22 protein-coding genes and 1 tRNA gene are annotated in these 25528 nt (G+C 66.1%); 10 read left to right on the top strand and 13 right to left on the bottom strand.

The genetic code is table 11. The features are described 5' to 3' along the window. Positions 1–323: 323 nt before the first annotated feature. Positions 324–1271: a nucleoside triphosphate pyrophosphohydrolase gene (locus tag ACX12F_RS04445; protein ID WP_459368441.1), complete on the bottom strand. Its 948-nt coding sequence runs from the start codon at positions 1269–1271 to the stop codon at positions 324–326. Then, on the bottom strand, positions 1268–4921 hold the full coding sequence (mfd, locus tag ACX12F_RS04440; protein ID WP_459368440.1) for a transcription-repair coupling factor: 3654 nt from the start codon (positions 4919–4921) through the stop codon (positions 1268–1270). Before mfd ends, ACX12F_RS04445 begins: the two co-directional genes overlap by 4 nt. Before the next feature lie 107 nt (positions 4922–5028). Between mfd and ACX12F_RS04435 the strand changes: the two genes are divergently transcribed. Next, the gene (locus ACX12F_RS04435) at positions 5029–6276 is read left to right on the top strand and encodes a diaminopimelate decarboxylase family protein (protein WP_459368439.1); all 1248 of its coding nucleotides are present in this window, start codon (positions 5029–5031) and stop codon (positions 6274–6276) included. 79 nt (positions 6277–6355) lie between these two features. Here ACX12F_RS04435 and ACX12F_RS04430 read toward each other — a convergent pair whose 3' ends face one another. After that, entirely contained in the window at positions 6356–6991 is a 636-nt protein-coding gene (locus tag ACX12F_RS04430) for a TetR/AcrR family transcriptional regulator (protein ID WP_459368438.1), read from the bottom strand. A 43-nt stretch (positions 6992–7034) separates the two neighbouring features. Here ACX12F_RS04430 and ACX12F_RS04425 point away from each other — a divergent pair. The 8 genes from ACX12F_RS04425 to pth all read left to right on the top strand — a co-directional run bounded on the left by ACX12F_RS04425 (position 7035) and on the right by pth (position 13030). After that, positions 7035–7106, top strand: a tRNA-Gln gene (locus ACX12F_RS04425). Between the two features lie 136 nt (positions 7107–7242). Continuing rightward, a complete protein-coding gene (gene glmU / locus ACX12F_RS04420) occupies positions 7243–8631 on the top strand; it encodes a bifunctional UDP-N-acetylglucosamine diphosphorylase/glucosamine-1-phosphate N-acetyltransferase GlmU (protein WP_459370235.1) in 1389 nt (462 codons plus the stop codon). A 103-nt stretch (positions 8632–8734) separates the two neighbouring features. Continuing rightward, positions 8735–9715: a ribose-phosphate diphosphokinase gene (locus ACX12F_RS04415; protein WP_455982342.1), complete on the top strand. Its 981-nt coding sequence runs from the start codon at positions 8735–8737 to the stop codon at positions 9713–9715. A 2-nt stretch (positions 9716–9717) separates the two neighbouring features. Then, the gene (arsC, locus tag ACX12F_RS04410) at positions 9718–10083 is read left to right on the top strand and encodes an arsenate reductase (glutaredoxin) (protein WP_459368437.1); all 366 of its coding nucleotides are present in this window, start codon (positions 9718–9720) and stop codon (positions 10081–10083) included. Further along, the gene (locus tag ACX12F_RS04405) at positions 10080–10733 is read left to right on the top strand and encodes an LpqN/LpqT family lipoprotein (RefSeq protein ID WP_459368436.1); all 654 of its coding nucleotides are present in this window, start codon (positions 10080–10082) and stop codon (positions 10731–10733) included. The genes arsC and ACX12F_RS04405 overlap by 4 nt, the downstream gene beginning before the upstream one ends. 24 nt (positions 10734–10757) lie before the next feature. Further along, the gene (locus ACX12F_RS04400; protein ID WP_459368435.1) at positions 10758–11639 is read left to right on the top strand and encodes an oxidoreductase; all 882 of its coding nucleotides are present in this window, start codon (positions 10758–10760) and stop codon (positions 11637–11639) included. A 150-nt stretch (positions 11640–11789) separates the two neighbouring features. Further along, positions 11790–12449 (top strand): 50S ribosomal protein L25/general stress protein Ctc, encoded by a 660-nt coding sequence (locus tag ACX12F_RS04395; protein WP_459368434.1) that lies wholly within the window; start codon positions 11790–11792, stop codon positions 12447–12449. A 5-nt stretch (positions 12450–12454) separates the two neighbouring features. Next, entirely contained in the window at positions 12455–13030 is a 576-nt protein-coding gene (pth, locus tag ACX12F_RS04390) for an aminoacyl-tRNA hydrolase (protein WP_459368433.1), read from the top strand. Between the two features lie 152 nt (positions 13031–13182). On the opposite strand, the gene ACX12F_RS04385 is transcribed toward pth, so the two are convergent. From ACX12F_RS04385 to ACX12F_RS04365, 5 genes are all read right to left on the bottom strand, one after another. Then, entirely contained in the window at positions 13183–14718 is a 1536-nt protein-coding gene (locus ACX12F_RS04385; protein ID WP_459368432.1) for an AMP-binding protein, read from the bottom strand. An 8-nt stretch (positions 14719–14726) separates the two neighbouring features. Next, positions 14727–16247: an aldehyde dehydrogenase family protein gene (locus tag ACX12F_RS04380; protein ID WP_459368431.1), complete on the bottom strand. Its 1521-nt coding sequence runs from the start codon at positions 16245–16247 to the stop codon at positions 14727–14729. A gap of 139 nt (positions 16248–16386) precedes the next feature. Continuing rightward, entirely contained in the window at positions 16387–17496 is a 1110-nt protein-coding gene (locus tag ACX12F_RS04375; protein WP_459368430.1) for an NDMA-dependent alcohol dehydrogenase, read from the bottom strand. A gap of 20 nt (positions 17497–17516) precedes the next feature. Then, on the bottom strand, positions 17517–18785 hold the full coding sequence (locus ACX12F_RS04370; RefSeq protein ID WP_459368429.1) for a cytochrome P450: 1269 nt from the start codon (positions 18783–18785) through the stop codon (positions 17517–17519). Between the two features lie 149 nt (positions 18786–18934). Next, positions 18935–20233: a sensor histidine kinase gene (locus ACX12F_RS04365; RefSeq protein ID WP_459368428.1), complete on the bottom strand. Its 1299-nt coding sequence runs from the start codon at positions 20231–20233 to the stop codon at positions 18935–18937. Between the two features lie 60 nt (positions 20234–20293). On the opposite strand from ACX12F_RS04365, the gene ACX12F_RS04360 reads away from it, so the two are divergent. Beyond that, a complete protein-coding gene (locus ACX12F_RS04360; RefSeq protein WP_459368427.1) occupies positions 20294–20968 on the top strand; it encodes a response regulator in 675 nt (224 codons plus the stop codon). 8 nt (positions 20969–20976) lie between these two features. Here ACX12F_RS04360 and ACX12F_RS04355 read toward each other — a convergent pair whose 3' ends face one another. From ACX12F_RS04355 to ACX12F_RS04335, 5 genes are all read right to left on the bottom strand, one after another. Further along, positions 20977–21168 carry a ferredoxin gene (locus tag ACX12F_RS04355; RefSeq protein ID WP_459368426.1) on the bottom strand — a complete coding sequence of 64 codons (192 nt, stop codon included), beginning with the start codon at positions 21166–21168 and terminating at the stop codon, positions 20977–20979. A 329-nt stretch (positions 21169–21497) separates the two neighbouring features. Beyond that, positions 21498–21764 carry a hypothetical protein gene (locus ACX12F_RS04350; RefSeq protein WP_459368425.1) on the bottom strand — a complete coding sequence of 89 codons (267 nt, stop codon included), beginning with the start codon at positions 21762–21764 and terminating at the stop codon, positions 21498–21500. 273 nt (positions 21765–22037) lie between these two features. After that, entirely contained in the window at positions 22038–22460 is a 423-nt protein-coding gene (locus ACX12F_RS04345; protein WP_459368424.1) for a hypothetical protein, read from the bottom strand. Between the two features lie 155 nt (positions 22461–22615). After that, positions 22616–24253, bottom strand: a complete 1638-nt coding sequence (locus ACX12F_RS04340; RefSeq protein ID WP_459368423.1) for a fatty acyl-AMP ligase — start codon at positions 24251–24253, stop codon at positions 22616–22618. 291 nt (positions 24254–24544) lie between these two features. Next, a complete protein-coding gene (locus tag ACX12F_RS04335; protein ID WP_459368422.1) occupies positions 24545–25513 on the bottom strand; it encodes a 4-(cytidine 5'-diphospho)-2-C-methyl-D-erythritol kinase in 969 nt (322 codons plus the stop codon). Positions 25514–25528: the final 15 nt, after the last annotated feature.

Genomic DNA, 25528 nt, shown 5'->3' with positions numbered 1-25528 from the left:
CCGGGGCCGCCCGGCTACCGATCCCAAGTTCTGGGGTTGGCGGGTGGTCCATCGAGCGTGCGTGCACTCAGATGGCAACTGCTGTGCGCTGGGCGGTCTACCTGCATATTCGTGGTAGCACTTCGCCGCCCAACGCACCGCCCCGCCATCAGGCGCTTACGTCGCTGACCCCGGCATGAGTCGATCAGCGCGCCTCTGTGCGACAACATCGGTCGATCCGGCGGTCCTGCCGCCAATGTAACGCCACGGCGAAAAAACGCGCCCGAAGCCGCCGTGGCGTTACGCCCGCGCGCAACTCGGACGGGCCTTACGCCTGCCTCGACTCAGACGTCTTGAACCGGCCAGTGCTCCCGCCACTCATCCTCTGACACCGCACCCAGCGCTGCGGCATCCAACTCCACCGCCACTTCGTCGCCGCGGCGGGCGGCGACGATGCGGCGCTCGGCCTCGCGCACGTTGTCGATGAACTCCAGAGCCACTGTGCGCAGGGCACTTTCGGCGTCGACGTGGGGCTCGAGGGCCACCGAGGTGAGACCGGGCGGAAGCAGATCGGCGGGCAACCCGGCCGTACCGGTCCGTTCGATCAGCTTCTGCGCCAGGGCCAGCGCCGGCAGCGCCGTCGGCACCTCGTCCATGCACGACGTCCGCGCAGCCTTCTCCATGGCCTTGCGCTCTTCCCACTGCGCAATCTGGTCTTCCAGCGAAATCTCCTGCCCGGCAAGCACTGCCGGTACCCGGTTGCCCAGTTTACGAATCAGCGTGTCGGCGACGTCATCGATGCCGAACGGGTGCAGCGGCGCATCCTCGGCGATGCGCGCGTGAAACAGCACCTGCAGCAACACATCCCCGAGTTCCTCGCGGACGTCGTCGGCATTGCCGCCCCGGACCGCGTCGAACAGCTCGTAGGTCTCTTCCAGCAGGTACCGGCGCAGTGAGTCGTGCGTCTGCTCGCTCTCCCACGGCCCGTTGGTGCGCAGCTTGTCCATCATCGTGACAGCGTCGATGAGTCGCTCACCGGGCTGAGAACCGTCCGCCGCGATCAGCCTCTCGCCTGCGGCCAGCCGGGCGCGCACCTGTGGATGCTCCGGATCGGAGGACAGCAGCACCGGTGCCGGGTTGTCGGAATCGCCGTAGGCCGGCCGGCCCGACGGCAAGGACCACGGCACCTTCACCGGCAGTTCCTCGGTGTACTGCACGTCGCCGGTCAGCAGGACCAGCGCATCGATCGGCATCAGGGACGGACGCCGCGGATCGACCAGGACGACAGTCATTTCGACTGCCCCGGCTCGCCCACCGCATTACCTCTCAGGTCGGTTATATCCACTTCACCAGCCGCTCTCCCGTCGAGCACCAGCAGCAGTCCGGCCACCGCGCGCGCCAGCTCCAGGTCGCGGATGCGGGGCGCGCCCACGCCGGCACCGGCCCGTGGAATGGGGATCTGCACCGTTGAGGTCGTCGCCCGGTACGTCGCGCCGGGGTACATCCGCTTGAGCCGCAACTGACCGGAGTCCATGAGCGTCAGCGGCGTCACCCGGATGGTCGCGTCCGAGATCGCGGTGACCTCGGTGACGCCGTACTCGCGGCACAGCAGCCGCAAGCGAGCGACCGCGACGAGCCGCTGCGCGGGTTCGGGCAGCGGGCCGTAGCGGTCCACCAGCTCCTCGACGACGGATGCGACGGCCGCGTGATCGGACGCGGCGGCCAGCCTGCGGTAGGCCTCGAGCCGTAGCCGGTCGCTGCCGATGTAGTCCGGCGGCAGGTGGGCATCGATCGGCAGATCGACCCGCACCTCCTTCGGTTCCTCCACGGCCGCAACGGTTTTCCCATCCACCGCGGCGCGGTAGGCCTCCACGGCCTCGCCGACCAGCCGGACGTACAGGTCGAAGCCGACGCCCGCGACGTGCCCCGACTGCTCGACACCCAGCACGTTGCCGGCGCCGCGGATCTCCAGGTCTTTCATCGCAACCGCCATACCGGCACCCAGATCGTTGTTCTGCGCGATGGTGGCCAGCCGGTCGTGCGCGGTCTCGGTGAGCGGGACCTCCGGCGGATACAGGAAGTACGCGTAACCGCGCTCCCGGCTGCGGCCGACGCGGCCACGCAGCTGGTGCAACTGTGACAGACCGAAGGTGTCGGCCCGCTCCACGATCAGCGTATTGGCGTTCGAAATATCAAGGCCCGTCTCGACAATCGTGGTGCAGACCAGGATGTCGTACTCGCGGTTCCAGAAGCCCTCGACGGTCTTCTCGAGCATCTCCTCGGGCATCTGCCCGTGGGCCACCACGACGCGCGCCTCGGGCACCATTTGACGCACCCGCGCAGCCGCGTTGTCGATCGACTTCACCCGGTTGTGGATGTAGAACGCCTGCCCGTCGCGCAGCAGCTCGCGACGCAGGGCGGCAGCGACCTGCTTGTCGTCATGCGGCCCAACGTAAGTCAGCACCGGGAAGCGTTCCTCGGGCGGCGTCAGGATGGTCGACATCTCCCTGATACCCGCGAGGCTCATCTCCAGGGTGCGCGGGATCGGGGTGGCGCTCATGGTCAGCACGTCGACGTGTGTGCGCATCGACTTGATGTGCTCCTTGTGCTCGACACCGAACCGCTGTTCCTCGTCGACGATCACCAGGCCGAGGTCTTTCCAGGTGACACCGGTCGCCAGCAGCCGGTGGGTACCGATCACGACGTCGACCGAGCCGTCCTGCAAACCCTGTACTACAGCACGAGATTCGGCCGGATCGGTGAATCGCGACAGCCCCTTGACCGTCACTGGGAAGCCGGCCATGCGGGCGGTGAAGGTCTGCAGATGCTGGTCGGCCAGCAGCGTCGTCGGCACCAGCACCGCGACCTGCTTGCCGTCCTGCACGGCCTTGAACGCCGCGCGGACCGCGATCTCGGTCTTGCCGTAGCCGACGTCACCGCAGATGACCCGGTCCATCGGCACCGGCTTCTCCATGTCGGCCTTGACCTCGGTGATGGCGGTCAGCTGGTCCATGGTCTCGGTGAAGCCGAACGCGTCTTCCATCTCGGCCTGCCACGGGGTGTCCGGGGCGAACGCGTGCCCCGGCGCGGACTGGCGCTTGGCGTACAGCGACACCAGCTCGCCGGCGATCTCGCGAACCGCCTTGCGCGCCTTGGTCTTCGTGTTGGTCCAGTCGCTGCCACCGAGGCGGCTCAGCGTGGGCTCGGTGCCGCCGACGTAGCGGGACAGCTGGTCCAGCGAGTCCATCGGCACGTACAGCCGGTCGGATCCGCCACCGCGCTTGGCCGACGCGTACTCGAGCACCAGGTACTCGCGCCGCGCACCGCCGACCACGCGCTCGGTCATCTCGACGAACTTGCCGATGCCGTGCTGGTCGTGCACCACCAGGTCGCCGGCAGTCAAGGCCAGCGGGTCGACGACGTTACGCCGTTTGGCGGCAAGTCTTTTACCTTCGGTGACCGCCGCCCGGTTGCCCGTCAGATCGGTCTCGGTGATGATGACGAGGTTGACGCCGGGCAGCACCAGACCGTCATGCAACGGCCCCTTGAGCACGCCGACGACGCCGGGCTTCGGCGCCGCACCGGGCTCCAACATCGTTGCTGCGACGTCGGATTCGCCGAGTTGCTCGACGACACGGTGCGCGGTACCGGTACCCGGGGTCACCACCGCGGCGAGCCCGCCGGTGGCGATGTGCGCCCGCAGCATCGCGAAGATCTCTTCGAGGCTCTGCTGGCTGCGGGCCGACGGCGCCGGCCGGACGTCCACCTCGAGCGCCGTCTCGTTGGCCAGCTGGCTCAGCGTCCACCACGGGTGACCGCCGGCGGCCGCGGCTTCCCGGACCTCCGCGAAGTCCCGGAATCCCGAACCACCAAGCTGCTCAACGTCAATCGGCGCGTCGCCGCCCACAGCGGCCACCGACCACGAGGCTTCCAGGAACTCCCGGCCGGTCTTGATCAGGTCGGCCGCGCGGGTGCGGACCTTCTCCGGATCGCAGATCAGCAACGGCGCACCCGCGGGCAGTCGATCGGTGAGCAACGCCAGTTCGCCGGGACGCAACACGGGCAGCAGCGCTTCCATGCCGTCGACCGGGATACCCTCCGCCAGCTTCGCCATCATGTCGGCGACGCTGCCGGTGATCTGGTTGTCGCTGCTGGGCAGGCCGGCCCCGATCGCGGCGGCGCGTTCGCGGACGTCGGCGGTCAGCAGCAGTTCGCGACAGGGCACCGCGATCACCGACTCGACGGCGATCTCCGGAATGGAGCGCTGGTCGGCCACCGAGAACATCCGCATCTCGGAGACCTCGTCGCCCCAGAACTCGACCCGCACGGGGTGCTCGGCGGTTGGCGCGAAGACGTCGAGAATGCCACCGCGGACGGCGAATTCGCCGCGCTTGCCGACCATGTCGACGCGCGTGTAGGCCAGCTCGACCAGTCGCGTCACGGTGTCGTCGAAGTCGGCTTCACCGCCGATGGTCAGAGTCACCGGCTCGGCGTCGGTCACCCCGCCGGCCAGCGGCTGCAGTAGCGACCGGGCCGTGGTGACGACGACCCGCAGCGGCGGACCGAGCCGGGCATCATCAGGCAGGGCCAGCCGGCGCAGCACCGTCAACCGGGCACCGACGGTGTCGACGCCGGGCGACAGCCGCTCGTGCGGCAATGTCTCCCACGACGGGAACAACGCCACGGCGTCGCCGTAGACGGCCCGCAGTTCGGCGGTGAGATCGTCGGCCTCGCGGCCGGTGGCGGTGACCACCAGCACCGGGCCCGCAGCAGCCAGCGCGGCCGCGACCGGCAGCCGGGCGCTGACCGGGCCGACCAACGCCTGCTCGGCGACGCCCTCGGCGGCATGCCGCGTCAGTTCCTGCAGGCCAGGATCGGTGAGTGCGAGTTGGACGAGCCCCGCCAACGGGGTTTGGATCGATTGCTGCCCCGGGGAGGTCATGATGCCACCGATTGTAGTTCGCAGGACTTCGTCAATATTGGGCACCGTCCCGTCAAGGGATCGTCAACGGGGCGCTCACGCGGCGATTTCCGGCGCAGGGTGGAGTCATGACACTGCTCGACATCCTGCCGTCCCTGCGGGGCGCCATGCGTCCGCGCATCGACACCACCATCTGGCCGTCGACCACCCAGGTCGACGCCTTGGGACGACTCTGCGTCGGGTCCGTTGCGCTGGCCGACGTCGCCGACGAGTTCGGCACACCCGCATACGTTCTGGATGAAGCCGACTTCCGCAAGCGGGCCCACCACTACCGCGCCACGTTGCGCGGTGTCGAGGTGGTCTATGCCGCGCAGTCCCTGCTGACCAGGACCGTCGCCGGCTGGGTGCATGACGCCGGCCTCGGCATGGCGGTGTGTTCGACGGCCGAACTGGCCACCGCCCTCGCCGGTGGCATGGACCCCGCGCGCATCGTGGTGCACGGCAGTGGCAAGTCGGTGGACGAACTGGCAACGGCGGCCGGCGCCGGCGTCGGTCGCATCGTGCTCGACTCCCCCATCGAAATGGCCTATCTGGCCGGGGTCGCGCGCCGGCCGCAGGCGATGCTGCTGCAGATACTGCCCGGGGTCGACGTGCTGCCGTTCGTCCGCCGGGCGCTGACCACCCCGCAACTGCCGTTGGTGGGGCTGTACTGCAATCTGGGCACGCAGATCGCCGAACCCGAGGTCTACGTCGAGGCCGTGCGCCGCATGGTCGACACCATGGCCGATGTGCGGACCACCCACGGCGTGGTGCTCACCGAACTGAACATCGGTGGCGGGCACGCCATCGCCTACCGGACCGGAGAACCCGAACTCGACGTGGCGGCACTGGCCGACTTCCTGGAAGACGCCCTCGATGCCGCCTGCGCCGCCAACCGGTTCCCGCGGCCCCGGCTCGTCGTCGAACCCGGCCGGGCGATCAGCGGCCGCGCCGGGGTGACGCTGCATCGCGTCCAGTCGGTGTCGACCCGTACCGACGGCAGCGGTGTCATAACCGTCGACGGCAGCCACCCGCACTCCGCACCGATCGCGAATTACACCGTGGCCCTTGCCAACCGGCACCCGCTCGGACCCACACGGCGGTCCACGATCGTCGGCCGCGACGGCACCCCCGTCGCCGACGATCTCGAACTGCCCGACGACGTCCATCCCGGCGATCTGCTCGCCACCGCGTGCACCGGCGCCTACCACCACAGCATGGCCTCGAACTTCACCATGACGACCCGGCCACCGGTGGTCGCCGTCTGCGACCGTCGCGTGCGGCCGCTGATCCGGCGCGAGACGACCGCGGACCTACTACTGCGCGACTGCGGGTAACGGCGTCAGCCGAGCATGAGCTTGGGTGCCGACTCTGCGCCGAATGTCGCACACGAGCTCATGTTGGGCAGGGCAGAAGTCAGCCTTCGTGCAACTCGGGGTCTGCCTCGAGATGGGTCAGCCCGTTCCACATCAGGTTGACCAGGTGCGCGGCAACGACTTCCTTCTTCGGCTCCCTGGTGTCGAGCCACCACTGCGCGGACATCGACACCGATCCCACCAGCGCCTGGGCGTACAGCGGCGCCAGCTCGGGGTCCAGTCCCCGCCGGGAGAAGTCGCCGGCCAGGATCGACGACACCTGGTTGACGGCGTCGTTGAGCAGGGTCGAATACGTACCGGACGCGATGCTGGTCGGGGAGTCCCGAATCAGGATGCGGAACCCGTCGGTGTGTTCTTCGACGTAGGTCAGCAGCGCCAGCGCCACCCGCTCGACCCGCACCCGCGACCGGTTGTTGGTCAGCGACGACGTGATGCCGTCGAGCAGTGCGGACATCTCACGGTCGACGACGACGGCGTACAGGCCTTCCTTACCGCCGAAATGCTCATAGACCACCGGCTTGGAGACATTGGCGCGCTGCGCGATCTCCTCGATGGACGTGCCGTCGTAACCCCGCTCGGCGAACAGCGACTTCGCGATCTCGATGAGCTGCTGACGGCGTGCACTGCCGGTCATGCGCGCGCGAGGGCTGCGCGCTCCGTTCTCCGCCGCTGCCATGATCGCCAGCGTATCCGCTTGCACTAGAGTCTCTGGCGAGTAATCCGTCGTGGTGTAATCGGCAGCACCTCTGATTTTGGTTCAGATAGTTCAGGTTCGAGTCCTGGCGACGGAGCAGCGAGTGCGGCTTGCCGAGCGAGCCAACAGGCAGAGCTTGCCGATCGATGCGTCGCTCGGCATAGAGAGAGGCCCATGTGACGACTCGAGGCGAAGCCGCTGTCATCGTCCTGGCGGCCGGGTCGGGCACCCGGATGCGCTCCGACATCCCGAAGGTCCTGCACACGCTGGCCGGCCGCAGCATGCTCGCGCATGCCCTGCACGCCGTGGCCAAGGTCAACCCGACGCACCTCGTCGTGGTGGTCGGCAAGGAACGCGAGCGCGTCACCGCACACGTGCACGAGATCGCGGGCGGACTCGACCGGACCATCACCGTCGCCATCCAGGACGAACAGCTCGGCACCGGGCACGCCGTCAGCTGCGGCCTGTCGGCCCTGCCTGCAGACTTCGCGGGCACCGTCGTCGTCACCGCCGGTGACGTGCCGCTGCTCGACGCCGACACCCTCGCCAATCTCGTCGACACCCATGCCGCCGCCACCGCGGCCGCGACGGTGCTCACCACCACCGTCGCCAACCCCACCGGCTACGGCCGCATCCTGCGCACGCAGGACCACGAGGTGATCGGCATCGTCGAGCAGGCCGACGCCACCGAATCCCAGCGCGCCATCCGCGAGGTGAACTCCGGGGTGTACGCCTTCGACGCCGCCGCACTGCGCTCGGCGCTGAGCCGGCTGCGGTCGGACAACGCCCAACAGGAGCTCTACCTGACCGACGCCATCTCGATCGTGCGCGGCGACGGCCAGATCGTCCGGGCCCACCACATCGACGACAGCGCGCAGGTTTCCGGTGTCAACGACCGGGTGCAGCTGTCCGAGGTGGCCGCCGAGCTGAACCGCCGGATCGTCGCTGGTCACCAACGCGCCGGCGTCACGGTCATCGACCCGGGCACCACCTGGATCGATGTCGACGTCGCCATCGGCCGCGACACCGTCATCAAGCCGTGCACCCAGCTTCTGGGCGCCACCGACGTCGGCGCGAAGTGTGTCATCGGCCCCGACACCACGCTGACCGACATGGAAGTCGGCGACGGCGCCGAGGTGATCCGCACGCACGGGCAGCTCGCGGTCATCGGTGCCGGCGCCACCGTCGGCCCCTTCACGTACCTGCGGCCGGGCACCGAACTGGGCGCCGACGGCAAGCTGGGTGCGTTCGTCGAAGTCAAGAACTCGAAGATCGGCACCGGCACCAAGGTGCCGCACCTGACCTATGTCGGGGACGCCGACATCGGCGAGTACAGCAACATCGGCGCCTCCAGCGTCTTCGTCAACTACGACGGCGAGAACAAGAACCGCACCACGATCGGTTCGCACGTGCGCACCGGCTCGGACACGATGTTCGTCGCCCCGGTGAGCGTCGGCGACGGCGCCTACACCGGGGCCGGCACCGTCGTCCGCGAGGACGTACCGCCTGGCGCGCTGGCCGTTTCGAAGGGTGAGCAGCGCAACATCGAGGGCTGGGTGGAGCGCAAGCGGCCCGACTCCAAGGCCGCGCAAGCGGCCAGGAAAGCGCGCGGCGAAAGCTGATCCCGACATCTGATGTTGGCAATCCGGTAACCCGGCAACAGAACCGGGTTACCGATAAGTACGATTACGGCGTATCGAGCCCCCACCGCGAAAGCAGCACACAGTGGCCACGGATTGGACCGACAACCGCAAGAATCTGATGCTCTTCTCGGGGCGCGCGCACCCCGAGCTGGCCGAACAGGTCGCCAAAGAGCTCGGCATCGAGGTCACCCCGCAGACGTCCCGGGACTTCGCGAACGGCGAGATCTTCGTCCGTTTCGACGAGTCGGTGCGTGGCTGCGACGCCTTCGTGCTGCAGAGCCACCCCGCGCCGCTGAACCAGTGGCTGATGGAGCAGCTCATCATGATCGACGCGCTCAAGCGCGGGTCAGCGAAGCGGATCACCGCGATCCTGCCGTTCTACCCGTACGCGCGCCAGGACAAGAAGCACCGCGGCCGCGAGCCCATCTCCGCGCGCCTGGTCGCCGACCTGCTCAAGACCGCCGGTGCGGATCGCATCGTCTCGGTCGACTTGCACACCGATCAGATTCAGGGCTTCTTCGACGGCCCGGTCGACCACATGCGCGGGCAGTCGCTGCTGTGCGGCTACATCGGTGACAAGTACGGCGACTCCGACCTGGTCGTCGTGTCCCCCGACTCGGGCCGCGTGCGCGTCGCCGAGAAGTGGGCCGACTCCCTGGGCGGCGTGCCGCTGGCCTTCATCCACAAGACCCGCGACCCGCTGGTCCCCAACCAGGTCAAGGCCAACCGCGTCGTGGGTGACGTCAAGGGCAAGACCTGCATCCTGACCGACGACATGATCGACACCGGTGGCACCATCGCCGGCGCGGTCAAGCTGCTGCGCGAAGACGGCGCCAAAGACGTCATCATCGCCGCCACCCACGGTGTGCTGTCAGACCCGGCGGCTCAGCGCCTGGCCGACTGCGGCGCCCGCGAGGTCATCGTCACCAACACGCTGCCCATCACGCCGGACAAGCAGTTCCCGGCCCTGACCGTGCTGTCCATCGCGCCGCTGGTGGCTGCGACCATCCGCGCGGTGTTCGAAAACGGCTCGGTCACCGGCCTTTTCGACGGTTCCGCATAGGAATGTCCAGCGCGTCCAATGGGCGGCCCGCCGCCGTTATCTACCACAACCCGAAGTGCTCGACCTCCCGCAAGACGCTGGATCTGTTGCGGGAGAACGGCATTGAGCCTGAGGTCGTGCAGTATCTGAAGACGCCGCCGACTCGCGCCGAACTGGTCGAGATGATTGCCGCGGCCGGTATCGACGTCCGCACCGCGGTGCGCAAGCGCGAAGCGCTCTATGCCGAACTGAATCTGGCCGACGCCACCGACGAGCAGCTGCTGGACGCCATGGCGCAGCACCCGATCCTGATCGAGCGGCCGTTCGTCGTCACCGCCAAGGGCACCCGGCTGGCCCGCCCGATCGACGCGGTCCGCGAGATTCTGTGATCCTGCTGCGCGCGGCCGCGGTGTCGGTGTCCATCGCCCTGGCACTCACTGCGTGCGACGCGAAAACTCCCGACTACAAATCGATCTGGTCGACGACGCCGACGACCACCACGACACCCGTGGACAAGGCCAGCCTGATTCCGTTCCCGGACTACCTGAACAAGCTCGGCGTGCAGAGCAAGCAGGTGGTCCCCGACCAGCTCACCGACCTCAAGGTGACGCTGCCCCGGCCGCAGGGCTGGACGGGATACAAGAACCTCAACTACTCGCCCGGCACCGTGGCCATCGCCAAGAACGACACCTACCCCTTGGCAATGCTGATGGTGTTCCAGCTGTCCGGCGACTTCGACGTCAAGGACGCTCTCCGGCATTCCGACGCCGACGCGCTGCTGTCCGACAACTTCAAGAAGCTCTACAGCTCGGGCGAGGACTTCCAGGGCTACCCGTCGGCCATGATCGAGGGCAGCTACGACCTGCACAACCGCCGGATGCAGTCCTACAACCGGATCGTCATCGCCCAGCCGTCCCCACCGCGACCGGGTATCCACTACCTGATCCAGCTGACCGTCACCACCTACGCCGAACAGGCCAAGGACCAGGCCGGTGACATCGAGGCGATCATCAAGGGCTTCTCGGTCGGCCCCAAGTAGCGGCACCGCACTAAGCTCGCCGTCATGAGCGAATGGACCGGCCAATGGACGAATGCCGACCTGCCTTCTTTCGCCGGCCGCACCGTCATCGTCACCGGTGCCAACAGTGGCCTCGGTGAGGTCACCGCCCGCGAACTGGCCCGCGTGGGCGCCAAGGTCATCCTGGCGTGCCGCAACACCGCCAAGGGCGACGTTGCCGCCTCAGGTATGACCGGTGACGTCGAGGTCCGGCCGCTGGACCTGCAGAGCCTGGCCTCGGTGGGTGCGTTCGCGGAGGCTATCGACAAAGTCGACGTCCTGATCAACAACGCCGGCATCATGGCGGTGCCCTTCTCGCTGACCGAGGACGGCTTCGAGAGCCAGATCGGCACCAACCACCTGGGGCATTTCGCGCTGACCAACCTGCTGTTGCCGAAGATCACCGATCGGGTGGTCACGGTGTCATCGATGATGCACCTCCTGGGATACATCAGCCTCAAAGACCTGAACTGGAAGTCGCGGCCATACTCGGCATGGTTGGCGTACGGGCAGTCGAAGCTGGCGAATCTGCTGTTCACCAAGGACCTGCAGCGCCGGTTGTCGGTGGCCGGGTCCCCGGTGCGGGCACTGACCGCACATCCGGGCTATTCGGCGACCAACCTGCAGGGCCAGACCGGCAATGAGTTCGGCGACAAGTTCTGGATCGCCGCCAACAAGGTCGCCACCGACGCGTCCTTCGGTGCCCGTCAGACGCTGTTCGCAGCGTCCCAGGACCTGCCGGGCAACACGTTCGTCGGGCCGAAATACGGCATGCGCGGGCCCACCGGACCGACGCAATTGATCAAGCCGGCCGCCCGGTCGGCGCGCACCGCGACTGCCCTGTGGGACCTTTCTGCCCAGCTCACCGCCACTGAATTTCCACTGTAGGGGGCGTTTCCGCTAGTCTTGCTGACGATCACGGCGAGGGTCGGTCCGCTCGGACCACCGTCATCGACGGGAACTTCACAGCACTGATGTGCGCTGATATCCCAGCCCTGGCCGTGCCACCCAGTAGATACGGCATCAGGAGCGATTCACATGGCCAAGAAGGCCTCCCCCACCAACAATCTGACCGCTGAGGTCCGCACCCGGACCGGCAAGGGCGCCTCGCGTCTGGCCCGTCGTGAGGGCCGCGTGCCCGTCGTCCTGTACGGCCACGGCACCGAGCCGCAGCACCTGGAGATCAACGCGCGCGACTACGCCGCCGTGCTGCGTAACTCGGGCACCAACGCGGTGCTGACCCTGAACATCGCCGGCAAGGAGCAGCTCGCGCTGACCAAGCAGGTCGTCGTTCACCCGATCAAGCGCAACATCGAGCACGCCGACCTGATCGTCGTGAATCGCGGCGAGAAGGTCACGGTCGACGTGAGCATCGTCGTCGAGGGTGACGCCGAGCCCGGCACCCTGGTGGCCCAGGACACCAACACCATCCAGATCGAGGCCGACGTCCAGTCGATCCCCGAATCGCTGACCGTTTCGGTCGAGGGCATCGCGGCCGGCACCCAGATCCTGGCCGGCCAGGTCGAGCTGCCCAAGGGCGTCACGCTGGTGACCGACCCCGAGGTGCTGGTCATCAACGTCGTCGCGGCGCCGACCGCTGAGGACCTCGAGGCAGAGGGCGCCGGCGCGGAGAGCGGCGCTGCCGAGGCTGCCGCCGCGGGTGAGGCGGCCGCAGAGGCCGCTGCCGAGTCGGAGTAGTCCACTTGGCCGAGCCACTGCTGGTGGTCGGCCTGGGCAATCCTGGGCCGCGCTACGAAACAACGCGGCACAATGTTGGATTTCTGGTTGCCGACATCCTGGCCGATCGCATCGGCGCAGGATTCAAGGTGCACAAGAAATCCGGAGCTGAAGTCACCACGGGCCGGCTGGGAGGCCGGTCCGTGGTGCTGGCCAAGCCGCGCACCTACATGAACGAATCCGGTAGGCACGTAGGACCTTTGGCGAAGTTCTACTCCGTCGCCCCGGCCGATGTCGTGGTAATCCACGACGAGCTGGACATCGACTTCGGCCGCATCCGGCTCAAGTTCGGCGGCGGCGAGGGCGGCCACAATGGCCTGCGGTCCATCGCTTCCGCATTGGGCACCAAGGACTTTCAACGGGTCCGCATCGGCGTGGGGCGGCCGCCGGGGCGTCAGGATCCAGCGGCGTTCGTGCTCGAGAACTTCAATTCGAAGGAACGTCCCGAGCTGGGCACCATCCTCGAACAAGCCGCCGACGCAACAGAATTACTGCTACAGCAAGGCGTCGAGGCAGCGCAGAACACCGTCCACGCCTGGTAGGCCGCACCATGACATTGAAGGACGGGATCCGGTGGTCGTCATTCCAGTGGATGATGTCGACGCCTTCGAGGTCTGTGCCATCGAGATCGAGGACGAATTCCAGCACTGTGGGACAGTGGACGAGAGCAAGTGTTGCAGGCCGGATTCAGTCATCAAGCATTCTCCAAATAGCTTTGGCGCAGTGCGCCTTTGACGATTTTCCCGGCCGGTGTACGCGGTAGCTGCTCGATGAAGTCAACCGAGCGTGGCGCTTTGTAATGCGCGATTTGTGCGCGAGTGTGGTCGATCAGCTCACGCGCGAGCGCCTGCGAGGGTTGCATCGACGTCGCGAGTTCAACGATGGCTTTGACCTGCTCGCCCATCTCCGAATCGGGTATGCCGATCACTGCGACATCCAGCACGGCGGGGTGCAGAGCCAGTGCGTTCTCCACTTCCTGGGGGTAGATGTTGACCCCGCCGGAGATGATCATGAATGACTTGCGGTCGGCCAGATAGAGATAGCCGTCCTCGTCGACCGATCCCAGATCGCCAACCGCCGTCCAGAATGGATGGACGGGATGTGTTGCCGCAGAGGTTTTTTCGGGGTCGTTGTGGTATTCAAAAGGTCGGCTGTCACGCTCGAAGTACACGGTACCCACCGATCCCGTCTGCACCTCGCGGCCCTCGTCGTCGCATATGTGGATCACACCGAGCACACTTCGCCCCACCGACCCGGGATGTGCCAGCCAGTCCGTGCTGTCGATGAACGTCATGCCGTTGACTTCGGTGGAGCTGTAGTACTCGTAGATGATCGGGCCGAGCCAGTCGATCATGGCGCGCTTCACCACTACCGGGCACGGTGCCGCAGAGTGGATCACGACACGCAGGCTCGACACGTCGTACCAATCGCGCACCGATTGGTCGAGCTTCAGCAGTCGCACGAACATGGTCGGCACCATCTGGGTGACGGTGACGCCGTATTGCTCGATGTAGTGCAATGCCTTCTCGGCATCGAACTTCTCGACCAACACCACTGTTGCGCCCAAGGCCTGGACCATCCCGCACCAGCGCAGCGGCGCAGCGTGGTAGATCGGCGCAGGAGAGAAGTAGACATCGTCGGCGACGATTCCGTAGAGCCGCTGGGCAATTGCCACCGGCGCGTCCCCGGGTTCATCGACTTCGCGGTCGGGAAGCGGTGGTCGAACCCCTTTCGGAAAACCCGTGGTTCCCGACGAGTACAACATCACCGCGCCGGCGGGCTGACTTTCCAGTCTCGGTCCAGCGCAGGCCAACGCCGCCTCGAACGAGTCGAAGCCGTCCACGAATCCGCCGAACGCCAGCCGCACGTCCAGGCCGTCGGTCGCCGCCAGCACCGACTGCGCCAGCTCTCCCAACGACGCCGAGGCGATGAGGACCTTTGCGCCGCAATCGCGGACGATGTAACTCGCTTCCCCTACCGTCATGTGGTGATTGATGGCGCACAGATACAGGCCCGAACGTTGTGCCGCCCACAACGCCACCAATGCTTCGGGCGCATTATCCGAGAGCAGGGCGACAACGTCACCGCGCCGCAACCCCGCATCGGAAAGCACGCGTGCCAGCGCGGCAGAGTCGTCCTCGAGTTGCCGATAGCTGATGGTTCGTCCGGTCTCGGCGACGATGACGGCGGGACGATCAGGTGCGAGTTGAGCGTGAAAGCCCGGATACATCCCCGTCCTCACTCTGTTCTGGCCGACTCGGACACGACGACCGCGTAGATCCGCTTGCGTGGATCGTTGGTCATGTCCATATGAATGAATTTGGGTTCGGTGTATTCATCGAGTGCACCGGGACCCAATTCCCGGCCCAACCCGCTCTGTTTGACCCCGCCGAACGGGTATCTGGCGTCGATCATGTGCCAGTCGTTGACCCACACGGTGCCCGTCTCGAGTCGGCGAGCAATCGCCAGTGCGCGCTGCGGGTCTACGCTCCACACCCCCGCCGACAGTCCGTAGTCGCTGTCGTTGGCGATGGCCACGGCCTCGTCATCGTCGGAGAAGGTCAGCACTACCAGCACCGGCCCGAAGATCTCTTCGCGCGCGATACGCATGTCATTGGTGGCTCCGGTCAGGATCGTGGGCGCCACCCAATGCCCCTCGGCCAGTGCGGGATCCACCGGTACCGCGCCTTGGAAGGCCAGCTTGCAGCCCTCTTCCTGGCCGAGCGCGATGTATTTCTCGACGCGCGCCTTCTGTTTGGCCGAGATCAGCGGGCCCACGTCGGTGGCGGAGTCCATCGGATCCCCCAGGACCAGCGACTCCACCCGGGCCACGAGGCGGCGCACGAATTCATCGTGGATGGATTCGTGAACGAGAAGCCTCGTGCCCGATTCGCAAGCCTGCCCGCTCATCAGGAGGAACGCGAACACCGAGCCGTCAACGGCAAGGTCGAGGTCGGCATCATCGAGGACGATGTTGGCGCCCTTACCGCCCAGCTCCAGCGTGACCTTCTTCACCGTGTCGGCAGCAGCGCGCATGACGCCTTTGCCGACCTGCGTTGAGCCGGTGAACGCCACCTTCCGGACATCGGGATGCTCAGCCAACCGCGCTCCGACCACCGGCCCCGCACCGGTGACCACATTGAGCACTCCGGCCGGCAAGCCCACTTCATCTGCAGCCCTGGCCAATTCGAGCAAGGTCAGCGGTGTCTGGTCATCGGGTTTGAGCACAACGGTGTTGCCCGCTGCAAGCGCCGGTCCCAGTTTCCACACCGCGAGTAGCAGCGGAAAATTCCAGGGCACGATGCCCGCGCATACTCCCACCGGGTCCTTGACGATCAATCCTGTTGCCAGCGTTGGCTCTTCGATCAACGGCCCATTGCACTGGAATTCGTACGTACGGGCCATATCCGCAAAGTACTTCAGATGGGCCACCGAGTAACCGATCAAGAACGCTCCCGCACCCCGGATCGTGGCGCCGTTCTCCCTGACCTGCAGTTCCGCCAGCTCGGACGCGCGGGCGGCGAGATTTTCGGCGATGGCATCGAGGTAGTCGGCTCTCCGGTGTGCGGACATGTTGCGCCACAGACCGATATCGTGCGCAGACTTCGCGGCCGCGATCGCGTCCTCGACCGCGCCTAGGTCGCCGTACGCCACCGTCGCAACGGCGGCACCCGTGGCCGGAGAAGCGACCTCGATGGAAGTTTCGGCATCTCGCCACTGGCCGTCGATGTACATCTGGTAGTGCGGAAGTTCGCTCATTTGGCGCGTACTTTCTGTTGGTTCAAGCCCCGATAGAACTGACCGATCCGCGGCGGGACGGGGAGGTACGACGCGGTCCAGCGATTCCAGCCTTCGATGTGCCGGTGTTGGTCCCCGATGCGGAACCGTCGGGCAACGTTCAGAACCGGATCAGGCCACGCAGATTCAGGCCGTTGTGCAGGTCCTCGTAACCCTGGTTGATGTCCTCGAGGTTGTACTCCCGGGTGATCAACTCATCGAGCTTGAGGCGACCGGCCTGGTAGAGCTCGAGCAATCGGTGAATGTCATTACGCGGATTCGATGATCCGAAAAGACATCCCCTGAGCTGCTTTTCGTACAAGGTGAGATCGAACAACGACATGTCCACCACGGTGTCGGTGGGATGTGGGATCGCGGTCATCACCACCCGGCCGCGCTTACCGACCAGGCTCAGCGCCTGGGCCACGTACGCTCCTTCACCGCTGTCGGTGGTGACAACACAGACATCGGCCATGGTCCCGCGGGTCAGCTCCGTCACGATCTGTTGCGCCTCTGCGACATCGGCGGCGGTATGGGTGGCACCGAACTCCAGCGAGCGTTCCCGCTTGTAGGCGACCGGATCGAGCGCCACGACGTGTCGCGCGCCGGCAATCCTTGCGCCCTGCACAGCGTTGGTACCCAATCCGCCGACGCCCATCACCACCACGGTGTCACCGTCCCGGGTCTCGCCGGTGCGCACGGCAGCCCCGTAGCCGGTGGTGACACCACAACCGACAAGTGCCGCCTTGTCCAACGGAATGTCCTTGTCCACCTTCACCACTGATGAGATCGGAACGACGGTATATTCCGAGAAGGTGCCGAGTACACACATCTGGCCGATGTCGTGACCGCGGCCGTGGAACCGGAATGTGCCGTCGAGTTGAGGGCCGGCCATGATGGCTGCGCCGTACTCACACAGATTGCTCATCCCGCGCGAGCACGGCCGGCACCGGCCGCAGGCCGGAATGAAGCTGAGCGCCACGTGGTCCCCGACCTCGACCTCGGTGACACCGGGGCCCACCTCGGCCACCACGCCGGCCCCCTCGTGCCCGCCCACAACCGGCATGTGGTTCATCGGCATGTCCCCGGTGACCAGGTGGTCGTCGGAGTGACACAAACCGCTGGCGGCCAGTTTCACCATCACTTCGCGTTCGCGCGGGCCGTCGAGATCGAGTTCTTCGACCTCCCATTTCTGGTGCAAGCCCCACAAGACAGCAGCTTTGGTTTTCATCGGATGTATTCCTCTCGGGGTCAGCGGTTTTCGGGGGTCCAGGTGGCGGGCAGGCTGTTGATGCCGTTGATGAAATTGGCCACCTGGAAACGCGGCTCGGGTGCCGAAATGTCCGGGATACGGGTATAGACCTCGGTCAGCAGTGAGCGCAGCATGGTCCGCGCCAACGCGGCACCCAGGCAGAAGTGCGGGCCACCGCCACCAAAAGCCAGGTGCGGGTTGGGATTACGCAAGATGTCGAACGTAAACGGATCCTCGAAGACGTCCTCGTCACGGTTCGCCGAGATGTACCAGAGCACCACCTTGTCGCCGACCTTGATGTCCTTGCCCCGGATCGAGAAGTCCTCGATCGCGGTGCGCCTCATGTGCAGCAGGGGCGACGCCCAGCGCAGCACCTCTTCGACGGCGGTATCGACCCGGCCCTCGACGTCGGAGGCAAGCAGATCACGCTGATCGGGGAATTTCGACAGCGCGTGAATGGCATGTGCCGAGGCATGCCGAGTGGTGTCGTTGGCCGCTACGGCAAGCAGCACGAAGAAGGCCTTCAGTTCGTCGTCTGACATCTTCTCGCCGTCGAACTCGGCCTGCACCATCCAGGTCAGCAGATCGTCACCTGGGTGGGCCCGGCGCTCGGGGATCAGGATCGACGCCACCTCATGCAGGTCCATCACGGCGCCGCCGAACAACTCGAGCGCAGAACGGTCGCCGCAGACCTCCGGATCGGTCCAGCCGAGGAGTCGCTGCCCGGCGTTGATGGTCTTTTCATGGATCTCGCCCGGCGGCAGGCCGAAGAAGCTACCGAAAAGCCGGCCGGGGAGCTTTACCGAGACCAGCTCGACGAAATCGCCCTCACCGAGGTGAGACATTTCGGTGATCAGGTCGCGGGCGTGGCCCTGGATCCAGCCCTGCAGCCTGCGCATGTTGCGGGGTTTGAAGGCGTCCATGGTGATTCCACGCAACTGGCTGTGCCGCGGAGCATCCATCGCGATGAACGATTGTGCGATGTGGATCATCTCGGGCGGAAAGTCCTCCATGGTGATGCCCTGCGCGGAGGAGAACACCTCGGTGTGCCGACTGGCCATCCGGATGTCCTCGTGCTTGGTCAGCGACCAGAAACCTTTGGTGTTCTGCTCCGGTGGCAGCAGGTCAGAGTCCGCCGGCCGGCTCCAGGACACCGGATCCTCTTGTCGCAGAATGGAGAAAGCCGCATCGCGTACCTCAGGCGGGTTCGCCCAGAACTCGCGAGCACTGAGGTCGACTTCATAATTGGTCGGGGTGGCGGTGGTCATCGTTGTCCTTTCGGGCCCGTCCGCCATCTGTGGTCCAGCTCACGTGGCGGAATGCAGCCAGTCTTGGACTACGCCGCCGTGAAATCTGCTGCCGTACGGGCCAACTGCGGGTCCGCGCGGGCCACTTCAGCGCGCCGCGCGGACCTGAGTTATCCGACCGGCACCACGAAAGAGGCCGCCAACCCGCCCTCATCCCGGGCGGAGAACGACAGCGAACCACCGAGCGCTTCGACAATCTGGGCGACGATCCACAGGCCCAATCCAGCCGTGCCGCGCCGGTCCGACAGGCTGACGAACTTCCCGGTCAACGCGCTCATATGCTCTGCCGGTACCCCTGACCCGAGGTCGAGGACGTCCACTCGCAACTGGTGGCCGTCACGGGCACAGAGCACATCGATCGGCCGGCCCCGGCCATGTCGCGCCGCGTTCTCCAGCAGATTGGTGAGGACTCGCCGCAGCCCTTGCGCGTCAACCTGCACGGTGCCGGCGTCGTCGCCGACCGACACCCGGAGCCGGGACGGATCCACTCCCGCCGCATCACCGGCCTCTGCAATCAACTCCGTCAGCACGACACGGCGCACCCGGCCGGTGGAGAAGGCCGGTTGACGACTCAGATTGACATCGGCCAACGCATCGAGCATGTCTGAGAGATGACGCGCATGCCGGACAGCGAGCGCTATCGCTGCCTGTGCCTCGTCCGGCGCCATGGGCTTGTCGTCGGTGAGTGCGCTGGCCAGGGCGTCCAGCGATGCAACGGGAGTTCGGAACTCGTGCAGCAGAACCTGCAGGCCCTCCTGCTGAGCTTCGTAGGACCGCAAGAGCCGGGCGCGCAGGTCACGCTCTTCCTCGGCCGCAGCGTGTTCGGCCTCGGCTTCGACGAGAGCTCTGACGCGGGAACGATCTTCGCGTTCGATCAACACCGCGAGCCCGCCGCTGAGGACCGCGATGAACACCAGATAGAGAGCCCACCAGGCGCCTTGGACTACGCCGGGCAACTCGGCTCCGCCGGCCGATGGTGAGCAGACGACGATACCGAGATAACCGACGCCAACGACAACCGCAAGGCCGATGGACTCGATGAACGTCAATCGCGCCGCCGAGGCGATGACCACCAGAACCAGGACCAGGACCAGCGGGCTGGCCGCTCCACCGGTCAGCCAGACCAGAAGCAACGTCAGGCCCGCATCGGCCGCGGAGATCAACCACGCAAACGCCGTGTGGCGAACCTCGAAACGAGGCAGGGCCATCACGATCGCGGCATACCCGAGCGCGATCACCAGCACGACCACCAGGGTCGTGGTGTGGCGGCGCATCCACTCCGGACCGGCGAGGACCAATACCGCGATGGAGACCACCACGGCGAATCGCACGGCGACCACCACCCGCGCCATCCCGTACCCGTCCCCACCCGGGACCACGAGTGCCTGAAGTCGGCGGACCAGAGTCATCGGTATGTCCTCACGGTGGTTCTACCGATCTCGACGTGCACAGCGATTAGCATCCCGCACGTGAGCCAGCGTCATGGGCGAAAACCGTTTGTCGTAGTCATCATTGATGACCACGAGCTGTTCGCCGAAGGTCTGGAGCTGCTGTTGACCCGGGACTGGGGCGACCAGTTCGTCATCGGGGGCCGTACCACCTTCGTCGAGGAGGCCGCAGACCTCGTGCTGTCGTGCGATGCCGACCTGGCAATCGTCGATCTTTCGATGCCGCCGCTGGGCGGTGTCGCCGCCATTCGGCATATCCGCACACGGCGCCCCCACACCCGCATACTTGCCTTGTCCGGTTCCGCTGACCCGCAGTTGGCCGAGGATGCGCTGCGCGCCGGCGCCGATGGATTCCTCTCCAAGACAGTTCACCCGGAAGCCCTGGCCGCACCGCTGATATCGATCGCCGCGGGGCTGCGGGTACTGGATCCCGCTGTGCTGGACCGGCTGCTGACCAGTACCCAACGGCCGGCAATGCAGATCCTGAAATCGCTGACGCCGGCCGAACTGAAGCTCTGGAGACTGCTCGCCACGGGTGCCGAGACGGCCGATATCGCCGAACGAATGGTGGTGTCCGAACGTACCGCCAAACGCATGATTGCGTCGCTACTGAATAAAATTGGTGTCAGCAACCGGATTTCAGCTGCCGCAATGGCCGGCCGATGCGGGCTGCTCGACGATTCCGGCGCTGACTAACCGCAATGTCAAGTCACCCGCAGCGCTTGAGCCGGGCACATCGCAGCGGCACGCACGACGGCCTCATACAGACCGGGCGAGGGATGTTCATCGAGGATCACCACCTGGTCCGCCCCATCGGGTAGATCGAACACGTCGGGGGCAGCCAGTAGGCACTGGCCGTGTCCGTCACACAATCCGTAATCAACGGCAATGTCCATCTGCGTCTCCTCGTCATCGATTCTCGAGGCGAGTATGGAACGAATTCTGCACTGGCGAACGGGGCCACGCGCGCCAATCTTGGCCCCTCAGGGCCACGCCCGCCGTACGGGTTCCCAGCGCCGACACCACCGCGCTCGACCGGTCGATGCGCGCCCATCACCAGCGAAATATTTTGCCCCACATATGATTTCGTGAGTAAAACCGAAAACGAGGACATTCATGGGCGAATGCCGGTGAATCGAGAGTCGAATTCACAGGAGTGCGAGTCAATGACGCGAAACACCAAGTGCCGGAATGCCGGATGCGCAACCAGCCGGCAGAAGGCCGATTACTGCCCGCAGATATGTTGCCGGTCAACGGCATCGGTGTAGCAGCTGCGGCGACCCTGAGCACCGACCCGCGAAGCTTGAGTGTCGTCATAGGTGCGGGCCTCCGGGATCACCTTGATGGCCACACTGCCATTCGTCTCGCAGGTGGAGTGACTGCCGGAGTCCTGGCAGGTCGGGCGGGCACCTGCGACGGGCGCCATGATGCCGCTGACCGAGGCCAGGCCCACCAGCAGAGCGGCCATCCTGCGCTTGCCTTGATGAGTCATGTCACCTTCTCACTATCAGGGAAGGCCGCCTGTCCCTGTCCCGCAATGACGGGCTGAGAACCACCAACCGCGCCTTCCATCAACGCATGTTAGGTCGACTATATGTTTCGTCCAGGTGTCTGTGTCATTAACTCATGGCGAACTCACATATAGCTGAACAGCCGAAATGCGTTGACCTGGCGGTCTGAGAAATACCGGTGAGCAACGTCACCGAACGGCCGAGGAACTCTCGCCCACAACGGAATTCGCAAACCGCCGGTCGCGTGACTCAGCTCATGGGCAGGACCAGGCGAGCGTGGGCGACTCCGGCGCAAGCGGCGTGTTGTTGGCCGCCGCTCGATTGAACGCGTCCTGGCGGGCCACCTCGACCGTCGGTCCGGCACCACCGGCCACCACACCGGTTCCGGGGGCGTCCACGTTCACGATGCACAGCCGGTCGTTGGTGACCTCGTCACTGGTGCACTGGTCAGCACCAGCGCGCTGACACGCCGCGGTGACCGCCGCTGCGGCAGCAGGGACGTCAGGCCCGGTTGCGGAGAAACCGACGATCGCGCCGTCCTGCACCCCAGAGCCGACCGCCGCGGCGATGTCATAGGGGTTCTCGACCACACCGGCCGATCCGTCAGCACAAGCGGGCGCCGCAGCCATGACACTCGCGCCGAAGACTGCCACCACAGCCGCAATCACACGCCCCATGAAATGCCGGTCCTCTCGTCAATAATTCAGCGAGAGATTACCCGGGGTTCACAGCCTTCGCTCAGGGAAGGGAACAATCCCACACTCGGGAACCAAAACGAAAACCCTCGATTTCCGGGGAAATCGAGGGTTTTCCACAAAGCTCGCGCAGAAGACTAGCCGGTGACGAGCTCCACCGAGTTGGCGCGACGGAGCTTGCCGGACGGCGTCTTCGGGATGGTGCCCGGGCCGAGCACGACGACGTTGCGCGGCCGCACATCGACCTCGGTCACAACCTCGTGCGCCACCTGATGCTCAATCCGGCGCACCTCCACCGGGTCCTGCCAGGCGTTGGATTCGACTGCGACAGCGAAGGTTTCACGCGAATGGCCGGCGTCGAGGCGCACCGCGACGGCGCAGCCCGGCCGCACACCCTGCACGCGGCCCGCCGCCCGCTCGATGTCCGTCGGGTAGATGTTTCGGCCCGCCATGATGATGACGTCCTTCACGCGGCCGCACACCACGACGTTCTGTTCCTCGGTGATGTACCCGAGGTCACCCGTGTCGTACCAACCGCTTTCGTCCTGCGTCGGCAGGAAGCCGGCCATGGTGATGTAGCCGGGGGTCACCGACTCGCCACGCAGCTGGATGACGCCGACACCGCGCTCGGGCAGGACGTTGCCGTCCTCGTCGACGACGCGGGCCTCGAGGTCGCGCAGCAGCGGACCCAGCGAGGCGAGGCGGCGGGTGTTGCCCTTCGCGGCGGGCACGGCGCGACGCAGCGCGGCCAGCAGGTCGGCGTCGACCTCGTCGACCACCAGACCGGCGTTGCACGGCGAGAACGACACGGCAAGACAGGTCTCGGCCATGCCGTAGGCCGGCAGGATGGCCGACGCCTTCAAGCCGAACGGCTTGCCGGCATCGATGAGGTCTTCGACATCGGCAGGGTCGACGGGCTCGGCGCCGGACAGCGCGAAGCGCAGGGTGGAGAGGTCATATTCGCCCGGCTTGGCCTGGCGACGCAAACGCTTGGCGAACAATGCGTAGGCGAAGTTCGGGGCCGCCGTCATGGTGCCCTTGTACTTGTCGATGAGCTTGGCCCACAGCAGGGTGTCGCGCAGGAAGTCCATGGGCGTGACCTTGACCAGCTCGGCACCGAAGTACATCGGGATGGTGAGGAAGCCGACCATGCCCATGTCGTGGAAGCAGGGCAGCCAGCTGACCATGACGTCCTTGTCGACGTCGTACTCGGCGCCGATGAACATGGCCTCTGCGTTGGAGTAGATGTTGCGGTGCGTGATCTGCACGGCCTTGGGCGACCCGGTCGAACCCGAGGTCAGCTGCATCAGCGCGAGGTCGTCTTCGCCGGTCTCGACGGGATCGATCGGCTCGGCTGCCAGCAGGTCGTCGACCTTGAGGACCTGCAGGCCCTTGTCCTCCAGCACGGGGATGGCGACCAGGAACGGCTCGGAGACGATGACGGCCTTGGCGTCGATCATGCTGATGACGTTCATGGTGTCTTCAGCCCAGACGGCCAGGTCGGTACGGGGCGTCGGCTGGTGCAGCATGGTGAGGCTGCCGCCGCGCATCCAGATGCCCTGCACCGTCGGCGCGATCTCGACCGGGAAACCGGCCAGCACGCCGATCCTGTCACCGTGACCGATCCCGGCAGCTGCCAAGCCGCCGGCGATGCGCCGGGCGCGCTCGTGGACCTCGCCCCAGGTGTGCCGCACCGGCTCGTGCGGCTCACCAGTGACCATGCCGCGCTGCGAGGTACGAGCGTTGTAGTACATCTTGTCGGTAAATCGGCTCACGACAACCTCCTGAGGTCAGGCGCCACTGCCCGTCGTTCCATAGTCCGTCCGGTGGTAGGCGCACTCGTAGAGGCGCGCACGCACAATTCGGCCGCGGTTATATCTCGAATCGATGGCTCCCATCGCGAGAGCGCCGCTGCCCTGGCACGCCTCGATCCCTCACCGACACTGCCGGTGAGAGAAACCATTGCGTTCCACGCCTGGCCGCTGGCATACACCATCGATCATCTTAAGAGACTCTTAAGTAGCTAACAAACTGTCGGCCGAATTGAGTGCTGGGTCACACCACGATCAGGTCTGCTTGCTGGGCTCCGGCACCACCCTGGCGCCATGGACGGGGCCGCTGGCCACGCGTACCGTCCGGCACACCCCGGCGCCGGAAAGCTGGGTGCCAACCTCGATCGCGTCCTCGGCAGAGGCACACAGGAACGCGCACGTCGGCCCCGAACCGGACACGATGCCTGCCAGCGCACCCGCTTCGACGCCCGCCCGCAGCGTGCGTCGCAACCCGGTGTCCAGACTGACGGCCGCGGCCTGCAGGTCGTTGCCCAACAGCGGCGCGAGTTGCCGAGGGTCACCCGACGCCAACGCGGTCAGCAGCGGCTCGGGGTCCTCCAGCGCCGGCGGGCCACCCTCACGAGTGTCGGCCCGTAGGTTGTCCAGTTCAGCGAACACTTTCGGCGTGGACAACCCGCCCTCGGCGAAGGCCAGCACCCAATGGAACGTGCTGCGCGCCAGCACGGTCGCCAGCTGCTCGCCGCGGCCAGTGCCCAGGGCGGTGCCGCCGTGCAGCGCGAATGGCACGTCGCTGCCCAGTCGTGCGGCCAGCGTGTGCAGGTCGCGCCGGGGCACGCCCAGCTCCCACAAGTTGTTCATCGCGACCAGCACGGCGGCCGCGTCGGCGCTGCCGCCGGCCATACCGCCCGCCACCGGGATGGCCTTGTCGATCGAGATGGCCACATCGGGCGCGCGGCCAACGTGCTCGGCCATCAGTTCCGCGGCCCGCCAGGCCAGGTTGCGGTGGTCCGTCGGCAGGCCCTCGGCGCCGTCGCCGAACATCTCCACCGACAGCAGGTCCGCGTTGCGCACGGTGACCTCGTCGAACAGAGAGACCGCGTGAAAAACCGTGGTCAGCTCGTGGTAACCGTCATCACGGCAGTCACCGACACCGAGGTACAGGTTCACCTTGCCCGGCACACGGACGGTCACCGAGCCCGTGGGTACCCACTCAGAAGCAGTGTTTCCATCCGACGCAGACACGCCACGACATTAACG

This window comes from Mycolicibacterium sp. HS_4_1, assembly GCF_054515875.1.
Note: the sequence above shows the minus strand (reverse complement) of the source record. Positions and strands in the feature narration are given on the sequence as shown.